The organism is Micromonospora sp. WMMC264, from assembly GCF_027497275.1.
GTDB classification, from domain to species: Bacteria; Actinomycetota; Actinomycetes; order Mycobacteriales; family Micromonosporaceae; genus Micromonospora; species Micromonospora chalcea.
This window is the reverse complement of the sequence record NZ_CP114907.1, coordinates 5253987-5277917: the sequence shown is the minus strand read 5'-3', so window position 1 is coordinate 5277917 and position 23931 is coordinate 5253987. Positions and strand designations below refer to the sequence as shown.

Sequence of the window (23931 nt, the reverse complement as noted above, 5' to 3'; positions counted from 1 at the left end):
GGGCCCCCTTCACCTCGCGAGGCGTTAACAGGGGGCCCTTCCTTGCACTCAGGGAGGATGGACGCTGTGGGCAGGGGTGAACTGCGGATCTATCTCGGGGCCGCCCCGGGCGTCGGCAAGACGTACGCGATGCTGGAGGAGGCCCAGCGCCGGGCCGAGCGCGGCACCGACGTGGTGATCGGCCTGGTCGAGACGCACGGGCGCCGGCACACCGCCGAGATGATCGGCGCCCTGGAGGTGGTGCCGCGCCGCCCGATGACGTACCGGGGCGTCGAGTTCACCGAGATGGACCTGGACGCCGTGCTGGCCCGGCGGCCCGAGGTCGTCGTGGTGGACGAGCTGGCCCACACGAACGTGCCCGGCTCCCGGCACGAGAAGCGCTGGCAGGACGTGCAGGAGCTGCTCGACGCCGGCATCAGCGTGCTGTCCACGGTCAACGTGCAGCACCTGGAGTCGCTCAACGACGTGGTCGCGCAGATCACCGGCACCACCCAGCGGGAGACCGTGCCGGACCAGGTGGTCCGCGCCGCCGAGCAGGTCGAACTGGTGGACATGACGCCGGAGGCGCTGCGCCGCCGGATGGCGCACGGCAACATCTACCGGCCCGACAAGATCGACGCCGCGCTCGGCAACTACTTCCGGGTCGGCAACCTCACCGCGCTGCGCGAACTGGCGCTGCTCTGGCTGGCCGACAAGGTCGACGAGCAGCTCGACGCGTACCGGGCCCAGCAGGGCATCTCCGACACCTGGGAGGCGCGGGAACGGGTGGTCGTCGCGCTGACCGGCGGCCCGGAGGGCGAGACGCTGATCCGCCGGGCGGCCCGGATCGCCGCCCGCAGCAAGGGCGCCGACCTGCTCGCCGTGCACGTCGCCCGCAGCGACGGGCTGGCCGGCGCCGACCCGGCCCAGCTGGCCCGGCAGCGGGTGCTGGTGGAGAGCCTCGGCGGCACGTACCACCAGGTGCTCGGCACCGACATCCCGGCGTCACTGCTGGACTTCGCCCGGGGCGTCAACGCCACCCAGCTCGTGCTCGGCGCGAGCCGCCGGGGCCGGTTCGCGCAGGTGTTCGCCCGGGGCGTCGGGGTGACCACCACCGCGCTGTCCGGCCCGATCGACGTGCACCTGGTCACCCACCCCGAGGCGGGCCGCGGGCGCCGGGGCACGTCGGTGCCCGCCGCGCTGTCGCGACGCCGGCGACTGATCGGGTACGCGCTCGCGGTGCTCGGCATGCCCCTGCTCACGCTGCTGCTGCGGACGCTGCCCGACCTCACCCTCACAAACGACATCCTGCTGTTCCTCGCCGGTGTGGTGGGCGTGGCACTGGTCGGCGGGCTCTGGCCGGCGCTGGTCGCCGCGCTCGGCGGCTCGCTGCTGCTCAACTGGTTCTTCACCCCGCCGTACCGGACGCTGACCATCGCCGAGGCGGACAACCTGCTCGCCCTCGGCGTGTTCGTCGGTGTCGCCATCGCGGTGAGCTGGGTGGTCGACGTGGCGGCCCGGCGTACCCGGGAGGCGGCCCGGGCCTCCGCCGACGCGCAGACCCTGGCCACCGTCGCGGGCAGCGTGCTGCGCGGCGAGCGGCCGCTGCCCGCCCTGCTGGACCGGCTGCGGGAGACGTTCGGGCTGCGCGCGGTGAGCGTGCTGGAGCTGACCGACGAGGCCGGCGGACGCCCGGCGCGCGCCCGGGACGCGGACGCCTGGCGGGTGGTGGCGAGCGTCGGCGAGCGGCCGCCCGGTAGCCCGGGCGCGGGCGAGACGGTGGTGCCGGTCGACGACCGGCTCAGCGTGGTGCTCGCCGGCCGGCGGCTGGAGGCGGCCGACCGCCGGGTGGTGGAGGCGTTCGCCGCGCAGGCCGCCGTCGCGCTGCGCCAGGAACGGCTGGCCGAGGAGGCCGCCACCGCCCGCCCGCTGGCCGCCGCCGACCGGATGCGCACCGCGCTGCTCGCGGCGGTCAGCCACGACCTGCGTACGCCGCTGGCGTCGGCCAAGGCCGCGGTGAGCAGCCTGCGCAGCCACGACGTCGAGTTCGACCCGGACGACCGGGAGGAACTGCTGGCCACCGCCGACGAGTCGCTGGACCGGCTGGGCCGGCTGGTGGCGAACCTGCTCGACATGAGCCGCCTGCAGGCCGGCGCGCTGGGCGTCACCACCACCGCGATCGGGCTGGAGGACGCCGTACCCCGGGCCCTCGACGAACTGGGCCCGGCGGCGGCCGAGGTGACCACGGACATCCCGGCCGACCTGCCGGCGGCGCTGGCCGACCCGGGCCTGCTGGAGCGCGTGCTCGTAAACGTGGTGTCGAACGCGCTGCGGCACAGCCCGCCCGGCCGCCCGCCGACGATCACCGGCAGCGCGCACGCCGGGCAGGTCGAGCTGCGGGTGATCGACACCGGGCCGGGCATCCCGGAGGACCAGTGGGAGCACGTCTTCCTGCCGTTCCAGCGCCTCGGCGACCGGGACAACCAGACCGGCGTCGGCCTCGGGCTGGCGCTGTCCCGGGGCCTCGCCGAGGCGATGGGTGGCAGCATCACCCCGGAGACCACGCCCGGCGGCGGTCTCACCATGGTGTTGCGGCTGCCGGCCGCCCCGCACGCGGAAGGGCCGCAGGAATGACCCGGATCCTGGTCGTCGACGACGAGCCGCAGATCCTGCGCGCCCTGCGGATCAACCTGCGCGCCCGGGGCTACGACGTGGAGGTCGCAGGCAGCGGCGCCGCCGCGCTCAAGGCCGCCGCCGGGCACCCGCCGGACCTGGTGGTGCTCGACCTGGGCCTGCCGGATCTGGACGGCACCGAGGTGATCCGGGGCCTGCGCGGCTGGACCGCCGTGCCGATCATCGTGCTCTCCGGCCGGGCCGGCAGCGAGGACAAGGTGGCCGCGCTCGACGCGGGCGCCGACGACTACGTCACCAAGCCGTTCGGGGTGGACGAGCTGCTGGCCCGCATCCGGGCGGTGACCCGGCGGCTCGCCCCGGCCACGCCCGCCGTGCCAGCGCTGCGGATCGGCCGCAACACGGTCGACCTGGCCGACCGGACCGTCACCCGGGACGACGGCGTCGAGGTCAAGCTGACCCCCACCCAGTGGGCGATGCTGGAGAAGCTGCTGCGCAACCCGGGCAAGCTGGTCAGCCAGCGCCAGCTGCTGCACGACGTGTGGGGGCCGGAGTACCACCAGGAGACGAACTACCTGCGGCAGTACATGGCCCAGTTGCGGCGCAAGCTGGAGGACGACCCGGCCCGGCCCCGGCACCTGATCACCGAGCCGGGGATGGGCTACCGCTACCGCCCCTGACGTTTGCGACCGCCTCGGCGGGGGACTCGGCGAGCCGGTCGGGCTGCGGGGGAGGGGCATGGCGGGCAACCGGTCCTCGGAGGGGTTCGGCCGGCAACTGGACGAACACGCCATCGACGCCGGCGCGGCGGAGCCGGAGCGCCCCGACGGGCTGGTCGACAGCGGCGTCTACGTCGGCGGGGTACGGCGGGCGTCGCCGGTCAGCCTCGCCGACACGTACCGCTGCCTGCAGCAGCTCGACGACGCGATGGCCTGGATCGGGCTGCTCCGGCCGGGCCGCGAGCAGATCGCCTCGCTCGCCGCCGAGTTCCAGCTCCCCGACCTGGCCGTCGAGGACGCGATCAACGCCCATCAGCGCCCCAAGCTGGAACGCTACGGCGACACCCTGTTCGTGGTGCTGCGCGCCGCCCGCTACCTGGACGAGCGGGACGCGGTCGAGTTCGCCGAGCTGCACCTGTTCCTCGGGCCCGGATTCGTGATCACCGTGCGGCACGGCGGCACGCCCGACCTGGCCGGCGTACGACGGCGGCTGGAGGCCGAACCCGAGGTGCTCGCGCTCGGCCCGGAAGCGGTGCTCTACGCCGTGCTCGACCGGGTGGTGGACGGCTACGCGCCCGTGGTGGCCGGGCTGGAGAACGACATCGACGAGGTCGAGACCGAGGTGTTCGGCGGCGACCCGAACGCCAGCCGCCGCATCTACGAGCTGAGCCGCGAGGTGATCCAGTTCCAGCGGGCCGCCCGCCCGCTGCTGAAGGTGGTGGACGAGCTGGCACACGGGTTCGACAAGTACGGCACGGACGAGGAGCTGCGCCGTCGGCTGCGCGATGTGGCCGACCACCTCACCCAGGTGGTGGAGCGGGTGGACGGGTTCCGGCACCTGCTCCAGAACATCCTCACCGTCAACGCCACGCTGGTCTCGCAGGCACAGAACGAGGAGATGCGCAGCCTGACCGCCGCCAGCTTCGAGCAGAACGAGGAGATCAAGCGGGTCTCCGCCTGGGCCGCCATCCTGTTCGCGCCGACCCTGATCGGCACCGTGTACGGGATGAACTTCGGGCACATGCCGGAGCTGGGCTGGCGGTACGGCTATCTGTTCGCGCTCGCCCTGATGCTCGCCGTCTGCGGCGCGCTCTATCTGCTGTTCAAGCGCCGCGGCTGGCTGTGAGCCGGGCCGGCCGGGCCTCGGCCGTGACCGCGCGCCGTCGGTGATCCACTAAAGTGTCCGGGTGACTACCCCCCGTCGTCCGTACGTTGCCCGGACCTCGTGTCGTGGAGGTAGGCGCTGATCGGGGACACGGTGCCGACCCCGCGCGGCGGTCGCCGGACGAGCACGGGGAGGCGAGGGCTGGCGGGCCACTGTGCCCGGCTCGTCGCGTCCCGGCCGTTCGAGGTGGCCATCGTGGTGCTCATCATGGCCAACGGAGTGGTGCTGGGTATCGAGACGTACCCGAACCTGGGCGCCGCCGGGCCGGTGCTGCGGTGGACGGAGCTGATGTTCCGGGCCGCCTTCGTCGTGGAGATCACCATCCGGATCCTCGCGTACGGCCGCCGCCCGCAGGACTTCTTCCGGCACGGCTGGAACGTCTTCGACCTGCTGGTCACCGCGGCCATCTTCATCCCGGGACTGCACGGCGACTCGGGCGTGCTGCGGTTCATCCGGGTCGCCCGGGTGCTGCGGCTGGTCCGCTTCTCGCCCGGCCTGCGGACCATCGTCACGGCGCTGTGGCGCAGCCTGCCCGGCGTCGCCGGGTTCCTCGCGCTCGCCGCCGTCACGCTCTACGTGTACGGCATGGCCGGCTGGCTGATCTTCGGCGACCGTTACCCCGAGCAGTACGGCGACATCGGCCGTTCCCTCGTCACGCTGTTCGTGCTGCTGTCCCTGGAGACGCTGCCGGACCTGCTGGAACAGGGCCTTGAGGTGTCACCGTGGACGCTTCTCTACTACGTCAGCTTCGTGATGATCGCGGTCAACCTGCTGCTGAACATCCTCATCGCGGTCATCGTCAACTCGATGGAGGAGGCGCGCCGGCTGGAGATGACCGAGGGGCTGGCGCCGGACTACGACGAAGACGGCGACGGGATACCGGACGAGGTGGACCGGATCGCGATCAGTCAGCGCCTGGACGACCTGCGCATGGTCATCGCCGAGTTGGAGCGGGAACTGCGCATCGACCGGGACGAGCCGCCCGGCGCGCCGCGCCGCCGCCAGCACTCGGAGCACTGACCGGCCCGGTCATGACAGTTCTGTGACGAAATCGGACCGTACGTTTGGCCGGACGGTTGATCGGGGCAACCAGCGAGGCGCCAACACATCCGAGGGAAGGGACGCCTCTCGTGGAGATCACGGGCTTCTTCACCGCGCTCATCATCGGCCTGGTCATCGGTGCGCTCGGGCGCCTGGTGGTGCCGGGCAAGCAGAACATCCCGATCTGGCTGACCCTGCTCATCGGTGTGGTCGCCGCGCTCGTCGGCACCCTGGTGGCCGGCGCGTTCGGCGTCGCCGACACCCCCGGCATCGACTGGATCGAGCTGGCGCTCCAGGTCGGCTTCGCGGCCATCGGCGTCGCGATCTTCGCCGGCCTGTACGGTCGTCGCCGCGTCTGACCGGACCGAAGGAAGGGCCCCTTCTTAACGCATTCTGCATAAGAAGGGGCCCTTCCTAACGCCTGCGGCTACTCCCGCCAGCCGGTCAGCTCGACGCCCTTGGCCAGCTCCACCCGGAAGCCCAGCGCGATCTCGCCGCTCTCGCCCGGCGCGAGCGACAGCCGCCAGGTCAGCTCGCCCAGCTCCGTACGCTCGGCGGGCGGCGGCGTCAGCATCGTCTCGCGTACCACCACCGACTCGTCCCGGGACACCGGCAACTGGTCGCGCACCTCGACAGTGGCCGGGCGGGGCGTGTGGTTCGCGACAGTGATCCGGTACTCCACCTCCCGCCGCCGCGTCGACCCGAGCGTCGCCCTGCTCTCGGTGCGCCGGTGCAGCTTCCGCTCCACCCGTACCCGGTCGTCGACCCCCAGCGCCAGCTCGGTCTCCTCGCCCGGCGCCCACATGGTCAACCGCGTCGCCGCGACGAAGTCCGCGCCGTGGAACACCGACGCCGGGCCGGGCAGCAGCGTGTGGTCGGACGTGTTGCGGACCGTCGCCCGCAGGTGCGCCTCGGCGGCGCGTACCGGCACGCTGACGTGGTCCAGCCGGGCCGGCAGCTCCAGCGCCGCGACCGTCACCCGGTGCGCGCTGCCGTCGGCCGGCACCGCCACCGGCCGGGCGGGCCGGTAGGTCGCCGCCGTGACGCCCTGCTCGACCTCGGCCACGCTCTCCCGCACGGCCGGCCGGACCGCCGCCGATCGGGCCACGCCGGCCCGGCCCGGCGGCGGCGCCGCGCCGGGCGCCGGGGGCGGCACCATGCCGTCGAACGACGCGGCCGACACGGCCATCGGCGGCTGCGGGCGGAGCCGGTCGAGATACCAGGGCGACAATTCGGGTACGCCGCTCGCCGCCGCCGGGCGGGCGGTGGAGAGCAGGAGTTCGCACTCCGGCCAGTCCTCCCCGGTGCCCTGGCTGACCAGCCCGAACCAGGTGACGGTCATGGTGTCGCCGACCAGCCGCAGGTCGTAGGAGGGGGTCCAGCGGGCGCCGTCCACCAGGTAGGTCAGCTCCAGCTCCACCTCGGCGTCGTCGGCGTCCACCGAGACCGACACCTCGGCGGCCAGCCGGTCCGGCGTCCGCTTGCCGCGCGCCGCCGCCAGCTCGCGGTCGACGGCGGCCAGCTCCTCCGCCAGGTCGGTGCGCCGCCGGGCCAGCCCGCGCCGCCGGGCCCGGGACTCGGCGAGCTGACCGGACACCGACTCGGTGAAGGCCGCGACGTCGGCGGGGGCCGCGTCGCCGGCGGCCAGGGCCCGGGCGTACGTGCCACCGGCGCGCTCGGCCAGCCGGGTGAGGAACTCGCCGCGCTGGGCCTCGATCGCGTCCGTGTCCTCGACCTCGGCCACCTCGTCGGCGAGTTCCCGCCGCCGCCGTTCCAGCTCGACGACCTGCGCGTCGGTGCTGCGGGCCTGCCGGTGGGCGGTCACGTCGACGCCGAGCACGGTGGCCGGGCCGTGACCGCCCACCCGGATCGAGTCCCGCCGCAGGCCCAGCGGGAGCGGCGCGACGCGTACCCGATGTTCCCCCGCGGCGAGCCGGAGACCACCCCGGCGAGTGACCCGCGCGCGGTCCGGGTAGACGGTCACACCGACGACTGGCGCATCGATCTCCACAGTGTTCACGGGCGCGAGGGTAGTTCAGCCGCGCCCACCTCGGGGCTACCCAAGGTGCAGCCGCTGGTCGACGGCGAGCGTCGCCAGTTCGCGCGCGGTGAACGGCAGCGGGGACGCGGATGTCTGCCTGTCGTACGCGCCCTGCGCCACGAAGACCACCATGCCGTCGGGGTGCCGGTAGGCCGCCCACTGGTCGAACCGGTCGTCCGCGCCGGGACGAACCACCACACCCACAGTCGCGTCGCCGACGGTCATCGGCTGGCACTCGCCCCCCATGCCCCCCATGCCCCAGAACGCGCGCGCCAGGCCACACGGTTCGGTCGGCAGCGGGTTCCCCGGTGTGTGCACCTCGGTGAGCAGGCGTCCCCTCCACGTCCCCTTCGCCACGTCGACCGAGGCCGTGTAGCTCCACAGCTCGGCGCCGTCGGCCCGTCCGATGAAGTTGGCCTCGTGCGTGCCCAGCGTCTCCTTCCCGGTCTTGCTGGAGACGGTCTTCTCAGCGGTGTAGCCGGCGGGCACCACTGTGACGAGCTGGTCGAGCAGCAGGACGGCCTTGTGGTACCGGGTGCCCGCCCGCGCGGTGCGGTCCTCCTGGGGCAGGCCGTCGGGCCCGGTCGGCATCGGCTCGGCGCTGTCGTCCGGCGACGGGGCGGTCTGCGGCAGCGCGGCGGGCGGGCGCCGGTCGCCGCCGTCCGGGGTGGCGAGGGCCACGACACCCGCGACGGCGAGTACCGCCGTCGCCGATCCGGCACACGCCCGGATGACCCGGCGCCGGTTGCGTGCCCGGCGGGCGGAGCGCAGCATGCCGTCCGTGCTCGGTCGCGGCGGCGCGGCGACGCCGAGCATCTCGTCGCGAAGCGCCTCGCGCAGCTGGTCTCCGTTCATCGTTGCCCCTTCTCGCTCGATGAGTGCATGGGTGACAGGAGGCCGCGCAACGTGTCCAGGCCCCGGGCGGACTGGCTCTTCACCGTTCCCGGCGAGCAGTTCAGCAGCGCCGCCACCTCGTCGACCGGCAGGTCCTCCCAGTAGCGGAGGACCAGGACGGCGCGCTGCCGGGGCGGTACGGCGGCGAGCGCCTGGAGCACCACGAGCCGGTCCTCGGACGGACTCGCGGGCGCCGGTGGATCGGCGTCGGGCGTGCCCACCCGTTCCCGCCGCCACCAGCCCCGCCGCCGTTCGTCGAGGAAGGACCGGACGATGATCTGGCGCACGTAGGAGTCGAGCGCGTCGTGCCGGTCGACCCGGTTCCAGACCAGGTACAGCTTGGTGAACCCGGTCTGGACCAGGTCCTCCGCGCGGTGCCAGTCACCGCAGAGCAGATACGCGGTGGCGCGCATGGCGCGGTGCCTCGCCGAGAAGTACTCCGCGAACGCCGTGTCGCGATCACTCATCCGGACCTCCGATCAGATTCGGGATAGTCACGCCAGGTGGGGCTCCCGGGGTTGCTCGAAGCCCGGAGGAATCCGCGTCGCCGACGGTCAGCCGCGGAAGCTGCGCGCGAGCAACCGGAGCCCGTCGGGCACGTCGGCGGTGCCGACGGCGCCGTAGCCGAGCACCAGACCGGTCGGGCCGGGCGGGCCCGCCCGGTAACCGGCGATCTCGCGTACCGTGACGCCGGCCTCCGCCGCCCGGGCGACGACTTCCGGCAGGTCGACGCCGGTCTCCGGGCGCAGCCGCGCGCACAGGTGCAGGCCCGCCGTCGACGGCACCGGGTCGAGCCAGTCGGCGAGGTCGGATCGCAACGCGGCGTCGATCAGGTCGCGCCGCTCGGCGTACACCCGGGTCGCCTTGCGGATGTGCCGGGCCAGTTCGCCGGAGTCGATGAACCGGGCCAGCGCGGCCTGAGTGGTGTGGTCGCCGTGCCAGTCGGTGAGCTGCCGGGCGGCCAGCAGCGCCGGGCGAAGCGACGCCGGGGCGACCAGGAAACCGAGGCGCAGCATGGGCAGCAGGGTCTTGGAGAACGTGCCGACGTAGACGACCTTCCCGGCCCGGTCCAGCGTCTGCAACGGGTCCAGCGGGCGGGCCGAGAAGCGGAACTCGGTGTCGTAGTCGTCCTCCACGACCACCGCGTCCCGGGCCGCCGCCCAGTCCAGCAGCGCCGCCCGGCGGGCCGGGGACATCCGGACGCCCAGCGGGAACTGGTGGGACGGGGTGACGTAGACCAGCCGCGCGTCGCCTGGTAGCGCGCGAACGTCGAGGCCCTGGTCGTCGACGGGCACCGGCACGACCCGCGCGCCGTGGCCGGCGAACAGCCGCCGGGCGGGCGGATAGCCGGGCTCCTCCACCGCCACCCGGTCGCCCGGTTCGAGCACCACCCGGGCGATCAGGTCCAACGCCTGCTGGGCGCCGTGGGTGACGACGACGTCCTCGGGCGCGGCCCGTACCGCGCGGGCGAGTCCCACGTAACGGGCGACGGCGGTACGCAGGCCCTGGTGCCCGGCCGGGTCGGCGTATCCGCCCCGGATCGTCGCGGTGCGCAGTTCCCCGGCGACCAGCCGCCGCCAGGTGGCCAGCGGGAACAGCCCGGTGTCAGGGGTGCCGGCCCGGAAGTCGTGGCCCGGTCGGGGCGCGGCGGTGGGGGCCGGCGCGGCGGACGCCCAGAACCCCCGCGGGCGTACGCCACCGGCCGGTGCCGGACGGGGCCGGGCGCGGGCGACCGGCTCGCCTGCGACGAACGTGCCCGCGCCGACCCGGGCGGTGAGCAGGCCCTCGGCGGTCAGCCGCTCGTAGGCGACGGCGACCGTGTTGCGGGAGACGTCGAGCCGCCGGGCCAGCTCGCGGCTGGGTGGCAACCGTTCGCCGGGCCGCAGCCGGCCGTCCAGGATCGCCTCCAGCAACTGCCTGTGGATCCGGGTGGCGCGGTCGCCGGGGCCGGCCAGGCTCACGTGTACGTCCACCGCGACGACCCTACATTGGCCCAATCGAATCGCCTGGAATCGGCGCTTCTGTGAGCCAATCCGCAGGTCTTGGATGGAGGAAGGAGCACGGCGAACGGGGGACGAGCAATGACCGATGTCGACACCGGCCGCCGGGTCCGGGTGCTGGCCCTGGCCCAGCTCGCCAACTCGGTGGGTGACGGCGCGTTCTACGCCTGCTCGGCGCTGTTCTTCATCCGGGTGGTCGGGTTGTCCCCGGCGCAGGTCGGGATCGCCCTCACCGTGGGCTGGTCGACGGGCATCCTCGCCGGGGTGCCCGCCGGCCAGCTGGCAGACCGCTACGGCGCGCGGCGGATGACAGTCGTCTTCGCCGTCGCCACCGCCGCCGCACTCAGCGGCTTCCTCGTGATCCGTTCCTTCCCGCTGTTCGTGCTGCTCGCATGTTGCTACGCCGCCTGCCAAGCCGGGCTCACCGCCAGCCGGCAGGCGCTGCTGGTCGGGCTGATCGAGCCCGCGCGGCGCACCGCGGTACGGGCCCGGTTGCAGTCGGTCTCGAACGCCGGCCTGGCCGCCGGGGCCGGGCTGGGCGCGCTCGTGCTCTGGGCGGACAGCCGCCCGGCGTACCTGTCCGCCTTCGCGCTCGACGCGGCGAGCTTCCTGGCCGCCGCCCTGCTGGTGCGCCGGCTGCCCGAGGCGGCGGCGCCGGTCCCGGCCGGACCCGAGCCGGGCCGGCTGGCCGTGCTGCGCGACCGCCCGTACGCGCTGATCACCCTGCTGAACGCGGTGATGTGCCTGAACATGCCGCTGCTCAGCCTGGCGTTGCCACTGTGGATCGCGGAACGGACCGACGCCCCGGCGCCGATGGGCGCGATCGTGCTCACCGTGAACATGCTGTGCGTGGTGCTGTGGCAGGTCCGGGTGGCCCGCCGGGTGACCGATCCGGGCACGGCGGCGCGGGCCAGCGGGCACGCCGGTTGGGTGCTGCTTGTCGCTTGCGGCGCGTACGCGGTCTCCGGGATGGTCGGCGGCGCGTGGGTGGCCTCGGCGGTGCTGCTGGGCGCGGCACTGGTGCAGGTGTTCGGCGAGATGGTGCAGGCGGCCAGCGGCTGGGAGGTCGGCTTCACCCTGGCCCGACCCGACCGGCAGGGGCAGTACCAGGGCTTCTTCGGCATGGCGCCGCAGCTCGCCCGGATGCTCGGCCCGGTGCTGCTGACCTCGCTGCTGCTCGGCTGGGGCACCCCGGGCTGGCTGGTGCTCGGCGGGCTGTTCGTGCTCGCCGGCCTGGCGATGCGGCCGGCGGTACGCCTCGCCGAGCGCCGCCGGGCCGCCGCCGAGGTGTGGATCCCCGCTCCGGTACCGGGCTCGACCGGCACTGAGGGGTCCTCCACCACGTTGCGGCGAGGCCGCTGAGCCGTCGCGCACCTACGGGAGGCGATCAGGGCGGATATCTGGCACGGTGGGTAGAAGTGTGGTGCCGTCGGCGGCGCGGTAGAGGGGGCGTGGTGGAGTTCTCGGTGACGACCCGGCAGGGGCGCGTCGGCCCGGTGATCGAGGTCGTCGGCGATCTGGACATGGCCAGCGCGCCTCAGTTGCGTGACCGGCTGCTCGAGGTGGTGGAGACCGGTGCGCGGACGGTGGTCGTCGACCTGACCCAGGTCGGATTCGTGGATTCCAGCGGCTTGGGCGCGCTGGTGCTCGTCTACAAGAACCTGCGGGAGCGCGACGGCTGGCTCGGTCTGGCCGTCGTACGCCAGTCGATCCGCAACGTCTTCTCGATCACCTCGGTGGACCGCGTCATCCCGCTCTTCGGCACGGTCCGCGAGGCCGAGGACGGCTCACCGACGGCGGTGCGCTGAGCGCTCCTCGTCCGGGCTGACGCGGGCGCTGTCCGCGCCGGCGGTGCTGCGGCGTGGCCCGTGGCCGCCGTACCAGTCGACGACGAGCAGTGTGGCGTCGTCGGCCAGAGCCGGCCCGGCGATCTCCAGCATCGCGTCGGACAGTGCCCGGACCGCCTCGCGGGGATGCAGGTGGGCGAGGCGGAGCAGGGCGGCGGCCAGGTCGAGGTCCGCGGCGTTGCGTTCGCGCATGCCGTCGGTGACCACCACCAGCCGGTCGCCGGGCAGCAGCGGTAGCTCCGCGCTGCGGTAGCTCTCGCCGGGGAACATCCCGAACGGGAAGTTGCCCGGCAGTTCCACGGGTACGACCCGGCCGTCCCGGACCAGCAGCGGCGGGACGTGCCCCGCGTTCAGCAGCTCGCAGCGCCCGGTGGTCAGGTCGATACGGCCCAGCACGGCGGTGACGTACGCGCCGCGTACGTTGGCGTGCTCCGCGACCGCCCGGTTGGCCTCCTCGGCCTGCGCGACGAGACCGAGGCCGCGCCGGCGGGTGTTGCGCAGGCTGCCCACGCCGAGGGTGGCGGTGAGCGCGCTCGCCACGCCGTGGCCCATCGCGTCGGTGACGCTGAGGTGCAGCAGGTCCCGGGCCAGGCTGTAGTCGAAGGTGTCGCCGCCGACGCTCGCGGCGGGTTCCAGCCAGCCGGAGAGAGCGAAGGCGCCGGCCTCGCAGGTGAACGAGGCGGGCAGCAGGCGGCGCTGGATCTCGGCGGAGAGGGTGAACGGGGTGGTGCGCTGTCCCCACTCGAACAGGTCGGTGTGCCTGCGGTTGGCGATGACCACGAACGCCAGCGCGTGCGCGGTACGGGCGACCCAGTTCACCACGTCGCCGTCCGGCTCGTCGGGCAGGTCGATCTCCAGCAGGCCGATCGCCTCACCGCGGTCGGTGACCGGCGCCAGCACGGTCCACGTGCCGTCGCCGGGGACGACCTCGGGGGCCTGCTGACGGAGTGCGCGTTCGTAGGGCCCGCCGTCGAACGGGAGGACCTCGGCCTCCTCCTCGCCGTGGCGTCGCCCGGCGCCGCCGCCGTCCGGCTGGTGGGTCAGCCGCACCAGCGCGCGACCGCTGAGGTCGGCGATCAGCAGCGAGACGCCGCGCGCGTTCAGCGCCGTGGCGATGACGCCGGTGACGGCCTCGACCGCCTGCACCGGGGCGGCGTCCTCCGCCGACTGCAACATCCCGGTCAGCACCGCCTGCTCGCTGTCCTCCACCCCTCGAGCATATTCAGCGGGCAGCGCGGCCGCCTCGTGAGCGAGACCGGGGGCCGGCGGGTCACCGCCATCGACCGGCCGGTATTGCATATAGTTGGCAATTACAGAAGAGTGGCGGTAGCGGGCGCTCGGGCACGCGATGATCGATCCTCGCCGGAGCGCCCGCCCGGCTGCCATCCGCAGACGAGTGTTCGAGGGGTTGCCGGTGGCGATCAGACCCAAGCCCGTACGCGTGGCAGCGGTGCTCGCCGCCGCCCTGCTCGTCGCCGCCGGCTGCTCGTCACCCACGGCGTCGACCGGCGGCCCGGGCAACTCCGGCACGCTCGTGGTCGCCACCGCGGGCGAGCCGGACACGCTCAACCCGGTGCTCAACTACGGCGTCGACGGCGCGTCGCTGATCTTCGACGGGCTGGTCGCCCGGGACGCCCGCAACGACCTGGTGCCCGCCCTGGCCCGCGAGCTGCCCACCGTCTCGGCGGACGGGAAGACAGTCACCGCGAAGCTGCGCGAAGGCGTGCTGTTCCACGACGGCAGCCCGCTGACCGCGCAGGACGTGGTGTTCACCTACCAGGCGGTGCTCGACCCGGCCGTCGACTCCACGCTGCGGTCCGATCTGGACATGCTCGCCTCCGTCACCGCGCCCGACCCGGCGACGGTCGTGTTCACGCTGAAGTACGCGTACGCGCCGTTCCTGCAGCGGCTGGCGCTGGGGATCGTCCCGGCGAAGGCCTTCGCCGGGCAGGACATCAACAAGGCGGCCTTCAACCGCAAGCCGGTCGGCACCGGCCCGTACCGGTTCACCTCCTGGACCCCGGGTGACCGGCTCGTGCTCGCGGCGAACGAGACGTACTGGGACGGCAAACCGGCGAACTCGGGCGTGGTGGTGGCGTTCGTCGCCGACGACAACGTCCGCGCCCAGCGGATGCGGGCCGGCGAGTTCGACGCGGCGGAGCTTGCGCCGAAGCTCGCCTCCGGCTTCGAGAGCCGCGACGGCTACCGGGTGCACAAGGTGCCGACCGCCGACTACCGGGGCGTCATGCTGCCGATGGGCAACCCGGTCACCGGCGACCCCGCGATCCGGAAGGCGCTGAACGTCGCGGTGGACCGGCAGGCCATGGTGACCGGCGTGCTCGGCGGCGCGGGGGAGCCCGCGTTCGGGCCGGTGCCGCCCACGTCGGAGTACGCCGAGCCGACGATCGCCGGCAAGCCCGGCGCCGACGTCGCCGCCGCCACGGCGGAGCTGGACGCCGCCGGGTGGAAGCCCGGCCCGGACGGCATCCGGGTCAAGGACGGGCGGCAGGCCGCGTTCACGATCCTGTACCCGGCCACCGACAGCCTGCGCAAGGAACTCGCACTGGCCGTCACCGCCGACGCGAAGAAGGTCGGGATCACTGTCACCCCGGAGGGCCTGACCTGGGACGCGATCACCCCGCGCATGAAGCGCGACGCGCTGATCATGGGCTACGGCACGCCGTACGATCCGGACTTCGTCACCTACAAGCTGTTCAGCTCGGCCTTCGCCGGGCAGGGCTTCTTCAACCCCGGCTCGTACCGCTCGGCGGTCACCGACGCCGCGTTGCAGGCCGGCCGGGACAACGCCGACCCGGCCGCCCGCAAGGCCGCGTACGCCACGTTCCAGAAGCAGCTCGCCGCCGACGTGCCGTGGGTGTTCCTCACCTACCTCCAGCACACCTACGTGCTGAAGGACGCCGTGACCGGAGTGACGCCGCGGGTCGAGCCGCACGAGCACGACGTCGCCAACAGCATCTGGTGGGACGTGCACACCTGGACGAAGGAATCGTGACCGGACGGCGGCGGCTGGCCGGGGCGGGCACAGTGGTCCGGCGGCGGCTGCTGGTCGCCGTGCCGGTGCTGGCCGCCACCAGCATGGGCATGTTCGCCCTGGGCGCCGCCTCCCCGATCGACCCGGCCCAGCAGTACGCGGGCGCGGCGGCGTTCACCACCAGCGAGGAAAACCTGGCGCAGATCCGCGCCAACTGGGGTGTCGACGACCCGCTGCCGGTGCAGTACGCCCGCTGGCTCGGCAACCTGCTACGCGGCGACCTGGGCTGGTCGACGAGCCGGCACGAGCCGGTCACCTCGGTGCTGGCCTCCCGGGCCGGATGGACGCTGCTGCTCGTCGGCACCGCGCTGGCCCTGGTGCTGGTGGCGAGCGTGCTGCTGGGCACGCTGGCCGCGTACCGCCGTGGCGGCTGGTTCGACCGGGCGCTGCGCGCCGTCGCGTACGCCGTGCAGTCCATGCCGGTGTTCTGGATCGGCCTCGCGGCGATCGCCGTGTTCGCGCTCAGCCTCGGCTGGCTGCCCGCCGGCGGGCTCACCGACATCACCGCCACGAGCACCGACCCGGCCGACGTGGCCCGGCACCTGGTGCTGCCGGTGACGGTGCTGGCGATCTCCCAGGCCCCGTGGTTCGTCCTGTTCGTCCGTGACGCGGTCGCCGAGAGCCTGCGCGACGACCACGTCCTGGCCGCCCGCGCCCGGGGACTGCCCGGCCGGGTCGTCCTGTTCGGACACGCGCTGCGTACCGCGTTGCTGCCGTTCCTCACCCTGGTCGGCACGCACCTGCCCGAACTCGTCGGCGGCGCGGTCCTGGTGGAGACCGTGTTCTCGCTGCCCGGCCTCGGCGCGGTCACCGTCGAGGCGGCGCTGGGCGCCGACTTCCCGCTGCTCGCGGCCACGACCCTGGCCACCGCCGTCGTGGTGCTGACCGCGAACCTGCTCACCGACCTCGCCTACGCCGCCGCCGACCCCCGGGTACGCCTCGATGACTGAACTCGCCCTCCCCGCGCGCGTCCGGCGCCTGCGCCGCCCCGGCAGCGCGGGCACGACTGTCGCCGTCGTGGTGCTCGCCGGTGTGGTGGCCGCCGCGCTGCTCGCCCCGGTCCTGTGGCCGCTGGACCAGAGCGCGGTCGACCTCTCCCGTACCCGGCTCGCGCCGTCGGCCGACAACCTGGCCGGCACCGACGACCTCGGCCGCGACGTGGCGTTGCGCAGCCTCTACGGCCTGCGCGTCTCGCTGCTTGTCGGCGCGGTCGCGGCGCTCGTCGCCGCAGTCATCGGCGGGCTGGTCGGCGCGCTCGCCGGCAGCGTCGGCGGCTGGGTCGACCGGGCGCTCATGCGCGTCGTGGACACCGTCGCCGCGCTGCCGCACCTGCTGCTGGGCATCTTCATCGTGGCGATGCTGCGCCCCAGCCTGGGCGCGGTGATCGCGTCCATCGCGCTGACGCACTGGCTGTCCACCGCCCGGATCGTCCGCTCCGAGCTGCTCAGCCTGCGCAACCGGCCGTTCGTGGACGCCGCGATCTCCGGCGGCGCGAGCCGGGCCCGGGTGCTCACCCGGCACCTGCTGCCGCACGTGCTGCCGCGCCTGGCGCTGGCGACCACGCTCATGGTGCCGCACGCCGTCTGGCACGAGACCGCGCTGTCCTTCCTCGGCCTCGGCCTGCCGCCGCACCTCGCCTCGATCGGCAACATGATCAACGACGGGCAGCGGTCGCTGCTCACCGGCGCCTGGTGGGCCAGCATCGTGCCCGGCCTCCTGCTCGTGGCGGCCACGCTGGCGCTCGCCGTGCTCACCGGCCGGTGGCGCGACCGCCTCGACCCGCGCGTACGGGCGGAGCTGCAGCTGTGACCGCCCCGGCGCTGCTGACCGTCGACGGGCTGACCGTCCGCTTCCGGCTGCGTGACGCGCTCGTGCACGCCGTCACCGACCTGAGCCTCACGCTGCGGCCCGGCGAGCTGCTGGCGGTGGTCGGCGAGTCCGGGTGCGGCAAGTCCGTCCTCGCGCACGCCCTGCTCGGCCTGCTGCCGCGCAACGCCACAGTCACCGGGCACGCCCGCCTGCGCGCGCCGGGACGCGACGACGTCGACCTGATCGGCGCGGGGGAGCGGCACCTCGCCCGGCACGTACGCGGCCGGGGCGTCGGGCTGGTCCCGCAGAGTCCCGCCACCGCGCTCACCCCGGTGCGTACCGGGCGGAAGCTGCTGGAGGAGACGCTGCGCGCGCACGGGCACACCCGGCGCGACGCGCCGGCCGCCGCCGACCGGATCGCCGCCGACGTCGGCCTCGACCCGGCCGATCTGGACCGGTACCCGCACGAACTGTCCGGCGGCATGGCCCAGCGGCTCGCCACCGCGCTGGCGCTCGCACCCGACCCGCCGGTGCTGCTCGCCGACGAACCCACCACCGGCCTGGACCGGCCGCTCGTCGACCACACGCTGGACCTGCTGCGCCGCCGCTGCGACACCGGCGCGGCCGTCCTGCTCATCACGCACGACCTGGCCGCCGCGCGCCGCGTCGCGGACACCGTGGCCGTGATGTACGCCAGCCGGATCGTCGAGCACCGCCCCACCGGGGCGCTGTTCGACGCCCCGGCCCACCCGTACACCGCCGGGCTGCTCGACGCGCTGCCCGACCGCGCGTTCGTGCCGGTACCCGGCCACCCGCCGGCGCTCACCGACCTGCCCGGCGGCTGCGCCTTCGCCCCGCGCTGCGCCCGCGCCACCGACACCTGCGCGACAGTGCCCCGCCTCGACGCCGAGGGCGCGGGCCGGGTCGCCTGCCACCATCCGCTGCGCGAGGAGGTACCGGCATGACGGTCACGGTTCCGGACGCCACCGACGCCGTCGCCCCGGGCGCCGCGCCGGCCGCCGGGCTCGCCGCGCACCAGGTCTCCGTCGCGTACGGCCGGCAGCGCGTCCTCGACCGGGTCGACCTGCGCATCGCCCCCGGCGAGACGGTCGGGCTACGTGGACCGTCTGGTAGCGGCAAGTCCACACTCGCCCGCGTCCTCGCCCTGCTGCACGCACCGGACAGCGGGCACCTCACGCTCGACGGGAGTCCCGTCCCGGGCGCCCGGCACCGGCTGCCCGCCTCGGTCCGCACGCGTGTCGCGATCCTGTTCCAGAGCCCGCGCGCCGCCACCGACCCGCGGCTCAGCCTCGCCGACATCGTCGCCGAGCCGCTACGTGCCACCGGCACGCCGCGCGAGCAGGCCGCCGCCCGTACGGCGGAACTGGCCGACCTGGTCGGGCTGACAGCCGACCTGCTGACCCGCCGCCCGCACGCGGTCAGCGACGGGCAGCTGCAGCGCGCCTGCCTCGCCCGCGCCCTGGTGCACCGGCCGGACTACCTGCTCTGCGACGAGGCCACCGCGATGCTCGACGCCTCCACCCAGGCGCACGTCGCCGCCGTCATCGGCGACTACCAGCGCCGGCAGGGCGCCGGGGTCCTGGTCATCACCCACGACCCGGCGCTCATGGCCCGCTGGGCCACCCGGGTGGTGGACCTGCCGGCGGCGTGACGTCGCGTCACTCCCGCACCGGGCGGCGTACGGTGCCCAGCGCCCCGGCGACGACGGTCCCGAATCCGACCGCCATGAGCGGCATCCCCATCTCGAACGGCAGCTCACCGACCCAGTTGATGCTGTCGCGCTCGGGCAGCGCGCCCAGGCTCACCGCGACCACCGCGCCGGCGAGGAACATCCCGGCCACCGCCGCGCCGACCGAGAGCTTGGCGCACGCCACGCTCCGCCCGGCCCAGAGGCCGGCCAGGACGGCAATCGCCAGGGCCACCACGACCAGCCAGGTCCAGCCGCCCTCGGTCTCCAGATAGGCCCAGCCCGAGTACGACCACTGGTGCATGCGGCTGGCGCGGAACCACGGGATCAGGTAGCCGAGCAGCGCGGTGGCGCTGCCGACCAGGAGCAGCAGGTCAGGGACCGGGCGGTACCAGCGAGGGGAGTCGTCCATGCGTCCGGAAGGTAGCAGTGCCATGATCCACGCGCACGGTCAGCACCAGCCGTTTATCGGCCCGTTGACCCCGGTGGAGAGGTAGGCGTCGGACACCCAGCTGCCGTCGCTGAGCCGGTCCCACAGCGCCGTGGTGCCGTAGCGGCCGGTGTGCGAGGTGCCGTTGGCGGAGCAGGAGACGGTGACGGTGGCGCCGTCGGCGACCGACCCGAGGACGCCGTACCCGGTGCCCGGTCCGGAGCGCCGGGTCAGCGTGCCGCCGCCGTTGGCGTCGACGACTCCCTGGTTGAAGCCGAGCGCGCCGTAGTTGTAGACGCCGCCGCCCGCGCCGACGTAGGCGGACCCGTGCCGGGCGCCGCCCTGGTACGCCGCCGCGCCGCTGACGAAGTCCCACTTGCCGATGCCGTGCCCGGCGATCGGGACGTACGCCGAGTTCTGTCGCAGTCCGAAGTGCACGTGCCGGCCGGTGGCGGAGCCGCCGCAGGTGACATCGGTGCCGGTGTTGCCCAGGAACGCGCCCTGGGCGACGCCCGCGCCGTTGACGGAGATGCTGTTCCACAGGTGGTAGTAGTCCGTCGAGTAGCCCCGGTCGTGGATGACCCGGATCCAGCCGGTGCACATCGTGTACGCGGTTCCGGCTCGGGCGGCGCGGACGACCTGGTCGCCGCCGGCGAGGTCGACCGAACTCCACGGCGCGGCGGCGCCGCCCCAGCCGTGCGGCCCGGAGGTGAGCGTCCACGTCTGCCCGACCGCGAACGGCAGCGCCATGCCGGTACGGAAGTCGCTGCCCGCGTACGTCGGTGTGACGGGCGTGGTGAAGACGGCCTTCTCGGTTTCGCTCACCAGCGGCGACGCGGCGGCCAGGTCGCCGAACGCGGCCTCCCCGTCGAACGCGACGGTCCAGCCCCTGGCGTCGGCCCGGGCGAGGAAGACCGAGCCGGTGGGGTGCGCGTCGGCGGACCGGTCCGCCGGCAGCACCGCGGTGCCGAAGGCCCACCGGCCGTTCGTGCGGGTGACGCTGATCCGGGCCTGCTGCGCGTCCGCCGTACGGGCGGCGGCGTCGGCCGAGCCGAGAAGCTTCGCGGTCACGGCGTCGGCGACGGGGCCGGGTGCCGGGCGGGGAGCGGCGGTCGCGGGTGCCGGGGCTGTTGCCCAGGCGCCGATGGCCGCCAGGGCGCAGGAGAGCATGAGCCGTCGCATGGAGCCTCCTTATCGACATGTGTCACTGAATGGAGGCTATCGACGGTGGTGAAAGTTGTCTACGACTATCGATGCGACGGTGAAGGATCTATGCATCGGGGGTACCCGGAAGTGGATCTTCCGGGTGGCGGGGTTCCGAGGCCGGCGCTGTCGCGCGCGGCTCGACGGCGCGGCATCCGTTTCCGGTCGCCATTTCTGATCCGCCTTCAAAGATTGGCGGAAGTGACAATGCCAGCCGACGGTGGAGTAGAGATTTGACCGCTTCGGGTGGTTCATGCGGCCGCACGTAATCGTAGTGATGTCGGTATCGTTCCGTCATTGTGGTGACCAGTCCCTTTCTGTGGGTTGTGGTGCGATGTCGGAAAGAATCGGCGTTCCGACATCCGGTGAAACAAAGGCCTGCCGTATTCGAGATCTTCGACATCTCCCGATGCTCCCGACGGTATAGTGCGACCATCCCCTATGGAGTGCCGGAAAGCGTCTGATCTGCGTGATGACACCTGGGCTGGAAAATGCGCCAACGGGCCCGTGCTTCGTCGGGCGGGGAGCACAGTTGGCGCGTATCGGAAAAGCCCAGGCCGCCGCGCTCGGCCACGGCCGGCAGATGGTCTGCGAAGTGGTCGGAGAGCCGGGCATCGGCAAGACCCGCTTCGTCCGCGAGGCCCTGGAACGATGCGCCCCCACGGTCCCGTGGGCCGTCGGGACGTGCGCGCCGGACGAGCGAGGAGTTCCCTTCCATGTGTTCCGGCACGCCCTCACGAAGGGCCAGCCACCCCGCCGCGGACTGCGTGCCGGGCGACCCGCACCGACCTGGGCGGAGCCCGCGGGCGCGGTGCCACCGGCGTCGGACGCCCGGCGGTTCCGGACCTACCAGGCGGCCCGCCGGCTGATCGGCCTGGCCGCCCGGGACGGACTGGTGCTGGTCCTCGACGACCTGCACTGGGCGGACGCCTCCTCCACCGGCCTGATCGCCCACCTCCTGAGGTATCCGGTGCCCGCGCCGCTGCTGCTCGTGCTCGTCTACCGCCCGCGCCAGATGGCGACCCCGATGCCGTTCGGCCCACCGGAATCCGACGAGAACGCCGATCCGGAACCGACGTCCCGCGACCGGATCGAACTCCGCCCGCTCGGCCTCGCCGAGGTCGCGCTCCTGCACCCCCACGTCGACCAGGCGGAGCTGCGAGCCCGGTACGACCTGACCGGCGGCAACCCCGGTTACCTGGCGGCGCTCCCGGCCGGCCCCGCTCCGGCCGCCGCCGACCCGCTCCGGGAGGCGCCTGGTGTTCGGCTGCCCGACGCGGCGGTGGCCGTGCTGCGCCGCGAGTGGGCCGACCTGCCGTCCGTCGAACTGGCCTGCCTGCGAGCCGGAGCGATAGTGGATGCGCCCTTCGCCCCGGACCTGCTGGCCGAGGTCGCGCAGGTGCCGGCGGCACTGGCGGTCGCGGCCGGCTGGCGGTTGGCCCGGCTCGACCTGATCCGCCGCGTCCCCGGCACCGGACGCTTCGCCTTCCGGCACCCGGTGCTGCGGATGGCGGTCGCCCAGGACACCGACCCGGCGTGGCGGGTGGACGCCTGCGCGCGAGCGCTCACCGCGCTCGTCGACCTGGGCGCGCCAGCCGCGGACCGGGCCCGCTACGCCGAGCGCCTGCTCGCCCTGCCGAACGGCCGCTGGGCCGGACGCTGCGTCGACGTGCTCTCCCGGGCCGCCCAGGAGATCCGGCGCGAGACACCGGACCTGGCCATCCGCTGGCTGCGGCTGGCGTTGCGGGCGCTGCGGCCGACGGCCGGTGAAGCCCAACGTCGCCGCGACGTGTCACTCGCGCTGGCCCAGGTCACCGGCGAGGCGGGCGACCTGGCCGAGAGCCGGGCACTGCTCCAGGAGATCGTGCCGCTGTTCCCGGCCGACCCGGAGGGACGACGGGCCCAGGCGGTAGCCCTGTGGGCGCGCGTGGAACGCCTGCTCGGCAACTACGCGGAGGCGGTGGCGATCAGCCGGCGCGAGCTGGCCGCGCTGCCGGCCGGGACCGGGCCCACCGGCGGCTACCGGCTCGCCACCGAGATCGGCGTCGCCGGCATCCTGGCCGGCCGCCCCGTGGCCGGGCTGCCCGACGCGCTCACCGCGGATCCCGGCGGCCCGGGCGTGGACCGGGCCGGCCTCCTGGCCGTACGCGGCCTGGCCGCCGTGCACGACGGCGCGCTCGACGACGCCCGTGGGCTGCTCGACGCCGGCGCCCGGATCGTCGACTCGCTGCCGGACCGGGACCTGCGGGACCACCCCGACTGCCTCACCGCGCTCGGCCTGACCGAGCTGTACCTCGAACGGCAGGCCGACGCGGTGCGGCACCTCGACCGCGGGCTGACGCTCGTCCGCGCCTCGCACCGCGACGACGGGTTGTGTCAGCTTCTGCTCGCGCGCACCGAGGTGGCGTACCACGCCGGCCGGCTGAGCACGGCCATCGGACTGGCCACCGAGGCCGGCATCGTCGCCCGGCGCATCGGCAGCCGCCACCTGCTGAGCTTCGCCCTGGCGTTCGAGGCGGAGGCGACCGCCTGGCGTGGCGGTCCTCGGGACGACGACCGGGCGGTGGCGCTGGCCCGCAGCGCCGTCGGAATCGCCACCGACCCCGCCACCTGGTGCGGTCGTACCGCCGCGACCGCGCTGGCGACGGCGGCGCTGCTGGCCGGTGATCCGGCGACCTGTGCCGAACTGGTGCGCTCGGCCGGCGGCGACAGCCGGCTCAGCCGCCTCCAGACCACCCTCCGTCCGATGTGGCACGAGCTGCTCTGCGCCGCCGCGCTCGCCGCGGGCGAGGTGGACGACGCCGAGCGGCAGGCCCGGCAGGCGATGGCCGAGGCGGAGCAGGTGGGCCTGCCGGGGCAGCGGGGCTTCGCCGAGTCGGCGTACGGCGAGGTGCTGCTCGCCCGCGGCGAGGTCCCGGCGGCGCAGCTCCACCTGGAGGCCGCTGCCGACCTGTTCCGCTCCGGCGGCATGGCGCTGCGGCGCAGCCTCGCGCTGGCCTCCCTGGCCCGGGCGGCCGAAGCCGCGGACCAGCCCGGCCCGGCGGCGCGGGCCCGCCGCCGGGCGCTGGAACTGGCCGGGTGGTGCGGTACGGAACGGGTCGCCCTGCGACTGGCGCGTCCGGTCGGCCCGCGCGAGGCCGCCGCGCTGACCGACCGGGAATGGCACATCGCGCGGCTGGCGACGACCGGAGTCACCAGCCGGCTGATCGGGCGGCAGCTCAACATCAGCCCGCGCACGGTGGAAGCGCACCTGACCCGGATCTACCGCAAAGCGGGCGTCGCGTCCCGGTCGGGCCTGGTCGCCTGGGTCGCCCGGCTCGACGACACCGATCGGTGACCGCTGTCCGGGCCGGATGACATCGTTCCGTGCAACGCCCGCGGGCCGGGTAGCACGAGGCCGCGCCGCCACCGG

Annotated in this window: 20 protein-coding genes; 13 read left to right on the top strand and 7 right to left on the bottom strand. The window is 74.2% G+C overall.

Annotated features, from left to right (window positions below; all coding sequences use genetic code 11):
- Positions 1-66: 66 nt before the first annotated feature.
- The 5 genes from O7542_RS23110 (at position 67) to O7542_RS23090 (ending at position 5894) form a co-directional block, all read left to right on the top strand.
- Positions 67-2613: a DUF4118 domain-containing protein gene (locus tag O7542_RS23110; protein ID WP_113972127.1), complete on the top strand. Its 2547-nt coding sequence runs from the start codon at positions 67-69 to the stop codon at positions 2611-2613.
- Positions 2610-3290 (top strand): response regulator, encoded by a 681-nt coding sequence (locus tag O7542_RS23105; RefSeq protein WP_043327043.1) that lies wholly within the window; start codon positions 2610-2612, stop codon positions 3288-3290. The genes O7542_RS23110 and O7542_RS23105 overlap by 4 nt, the downstream gene beginning before the upstream one ends.
- A 58-nt stretch (positions 3291-3348) precedes the next feature.
- The gene (locus O7542_RS23100) at positions 3349-4455 is read left to right on the top strand and encodes a magnesium and cobalt transport protein CorA (protein ID WP_187692282.1); all 1107 of its coding nucleotides are present in this window, start codon (positions 3349-3351) and stop codon (positions 4453-4455) included.
- Positions 4456-4587: 132 nt separating this feature from the next.
- On the top strand, positions 4588-5514 hold the full coding sequence (locus tag O7542_RS23095; protein WP_043327039.1) for an ion transporter: 927 nt from the start codon (positions 4588-4590) through the stop codon (positions 5512-5514).
- A gap of 110 nt (positions 5515-5624) precedes the next feature.
- Positions 5625-5894, top strand: coding sequence for a transglycosylase (locus O7542_RS23090; protein ID WP_043327037.1), 270 nt, complete (start codon positions 5625-5627; stop codon positions 5892-5894).
- Between the two features lie 68 nt (positions 5895-5962).
- Here the strand turns inward: O7542_RS23090 and O7542_RS23085 are convergent, their stop codons facing one another.
- The 4 genes from O7542_RS23085 to O7542_RS23070 form a co-directional block, all read right to left on the bottom strand.
- Positions 5963-7555, bottom strand: a complete 1593-nt coding sequence (locus O7542_RS23085) for a DUF4139 domain-containing protein (protein ID WP_064448594.1) — start codon at positions 7553-7555, stop codon at positions 5963-5965.
- Between the two features lie 36 nt (positions 7556-7591).
- Entirely contained in the window at positions 7592-8431 is an 840-nt protein-coding gene (locus O7542_RS23080) for a hypothetical protein (RefSeq protein WP_064448593.1), read from the bottom strand.
- The gene (locus tag O7542_RS23075; RefSeq protein WP_043327033.1) at positions 8428-8937 is read right to left on the bottom strand and encodes a SigE family RNA polymerase sigma factor; all 510 of its coding nucleotides are present in this window, start codon (positions 8935-8937) and stop codon (positions 8428-8430) included. Before O7542_RS23075 ends, O7542_RS23080 begins: the two co-directional genes overlap by 4 nt.
- A gap of 87 nt (positions 8938-9024) precedes the next feature.
- Positions 9025-10443 carry a PLP-dependent aminotransferase family protein gene (locus O7542_RS23070; protein ID WP_064448592.1) on the bottom strand — a complete coding sequence of 473 codons (1419 nt, stop codon included), beginning with the start codon at positions 10441-10443 and terminating at the stop codon, positions 9025-9027.
- A gap of 108 nt (positions 10444-10551) precedes the next feature.
- Here O7542_RS23070 and O7542_RS23065 point away from each other — a divergent pair, with 108 nt between their 5' ends.
- Positions 10552-11832, top strand: a complete 1281-nt coding sequence (locus O7542_RS23065; RefSeq protein ID WP_064448591.1) for an MFS transporter — start codon at positions 10552-10554, stop codon at positions 11830-11832.
- 104 nt (positions 11833-11936) lie between these two features.
- Positions 11937-12278, top strand: coding sequence for an STAS domain-containing protein (locus O7542_RS23060; protein WP_231915651.1), 342 nt, complete (start codon positions 11937-11939; stop codon positions 12276-12278).
- Here the strand turns inward: O7542_RS23060 and O7542_RS23055 are convergent.
- Positions 12258-13526, bottom strand: a complete 1269-nt coding sequence (locus O7542_RS23055) for a PP2C family protein-serine/threonine phosphatase (RefSeq protein WP_281605197.1) — start codon at positions 13524-13526, stop codon at positions 12258-12260. The two genes, O7542_RS23060 and O7542_RS23055, sit on opposite strands and share 21 nt — an antisense overlap.
- Positions 13527-13731: 205 nt before the next feature.
- Between O7542_RS23055 and O7542_RS23050 the strand changes: the two genes are divergently transcribed.
- Genes O7542_RS23050 through O7542_RS23030 form a run of 5 tightly spaced genes read left to right on the top strand, consistent with a single transcriptional unit; the run spans position 13732 to position 18850 of the window.
- The gene (locus O7542_RS23050; RefSeq protein WP_281605196.1) at positions 13732-15330 is read left to right on the top strand and encodes an ABC transporter substrate-binding protein; all 1599 of its coding nucleotides are present in this window, start codon (positions 13732-13734) and stop codon (positions 15328-15330) included.
- Entirely contained in the window at positions 15327-16319 is a 993-nt protein-coding gene (locus O7542_RS23045; RefSeq protein WP_280841770.1) for an ABC transporter permease, read from the top strand. Before O7542_RS23050 ends, O7542_RS23045 begins: the two co-directional genes overlap by 4 nt.
- Positions 16312-17178, top strand: coding sequence for an ABC transporter permease (locus tag O7542_RS23040; RefSeq protein WP_064448590.1), 867 nt, complete (start codon positions 16312-16314; stop codon positions 17176-17178). Before O7542_RS23045 ends, O7542_RS23040 begins: the two co-directional genes overlap by 8 nt.
- The gene (locus O7542_RS23035; protein ID WP_064448589.1) at positions 17175-18143 is read left to right on the top strand and encodes an ABC transporter ATP-binding protein; all 969 of its coding nucleotides are present in this window, start codon (positions 17175-17177) and stop codon (positions 18141-18143) included. The genes O7542_RS23040 and O7542_RS23035 overlap by 4 nt, the downstream gene beginning before the upstream one ends.
- A complete protein-coding gene (locus O7542_RS23030; RefSeq protein WP_281605195.1) occupies positions 18140-18850 on the top strand; it encodes a dipeptide/oligopeptide/nickel ABC transporter ATP-binding protein in 711 nt (236 codons plus the stop codon). Before O7542_RS23035 ends, O7542_RS23030 begins: the two co-directional genes overlap by 4 nt.
- Before the next feature lie 7 nt (positions 18851-18857).
- Here O7542_RS23030 and O7542_RS23025 read toward each other — a convergent pair whose 3' ends face one another.
- A complete protein-coding gene (locus O7542_RS23025; RefSeq protein ID WP_043327021.1) occupies positions 18858-19298 on the bottom strand; it encodes a hypothetical protein in 441 nt (146 codons plus the stop codon).
- A 39-nt stretch (positions 19299-19337) separates the two neighbouring features.
- Positions 19338-20498, bottom strand: coding sequence for a peptidoglycan DD-metalloendopeptidase family protein (locus O7542_RS23020; protein WP_113972120.1), 1161 nt, complete (start codon positions 20496-20498; stop codon positions 19338-19340).
- Between the two features lie 493 nt (positions 20499-20991).
- On the opposite strand from O7542_RS23020, the gene O7542_RS23015 reads away from it, so the two are divergent.
- Positions 20992-23856 carry a LuxR family transcriptional regulator gene (locus O7542_RS23015; protein WP_281605194.1) on the top strand — a complete coding sequence of 955 codons (2865 nt, stop codon included), beginning with the start codon at positions 20992-20994 and terminating at the stop codon, positions 23854-23856.
- Positions 23857-23931 lie beyond the last annotated feature (75 nt).

Coding starts and splice junctions, on each gene's coding strand:
- O7542_RS23080 (WP_064448593.1), bottom strand. CDS start 8,431: ATGAACGGAGACCAGCTGCGCGAGGCGCTTCGCGACGAGATGCTCGGC.
- O7542_RS23030 (WP_281605195.1), top strand. CDS start 18,140: ATGACGGTCACGGTTCCGGACGCCACCGACGCCGTCGCCCCGGGCGCC.
- O7542_RS23020 (WP_113972120.1), bottom strand. CDS start 20,498: ATGCGACGGCTCATGCTCTCCTGCGCCCTGGCGGCCATCGGCGCCTGG.
- O7542_RS23105 (WP_043327043.1), top strand. CDS start 2,610: ATGACCCGGATCCTGGTCGTCGACGACGAGCCGCAGATCCTGCGCGCC.
- O7542_RS23065 (WP_064448591.1), top strand. CDS start 10,552: ATGACCGATGTCGACACCGGCCGCCGGGTCCGGGTGCTGGCCCTGGCC.
- O7542_RS23075 (WP_043327033.1), bottom strand. CDS start 8,937: ATGAGTGATCGCGACACGGCGTTCGCGGAGTACTTCTCGGCGAGGCAC.
- O7542_RS23100 (WP_187692282.1), top strand. CDS start 3,349: ATGGCGGGCAACCGGTCCTCGGAGGGGTTCGGCCGGCAACTGGACGAA.
- O7542_RS23025 (WP_043327021.1), bottom strand. CDS start 19,298: ATGGACGACTCCCCTCGCTGGTACCGCCCGGTCCCTGACCTGCTGCTC.
- O7542_RS23040 (WP_064448590.1), top strand. CDS start 16,312: ATGACTGAACTCGCCCTCCCCGCGCGCGTCCGGCGCCTGCGCCGCCCC.
- O7542_RS23015 (WP_281605194.1), top strand. CDS start 20,992: ATGACACCTGGGCTGGAAAATGCGCCAACGGGCCCGTGCTTCGTCGGG.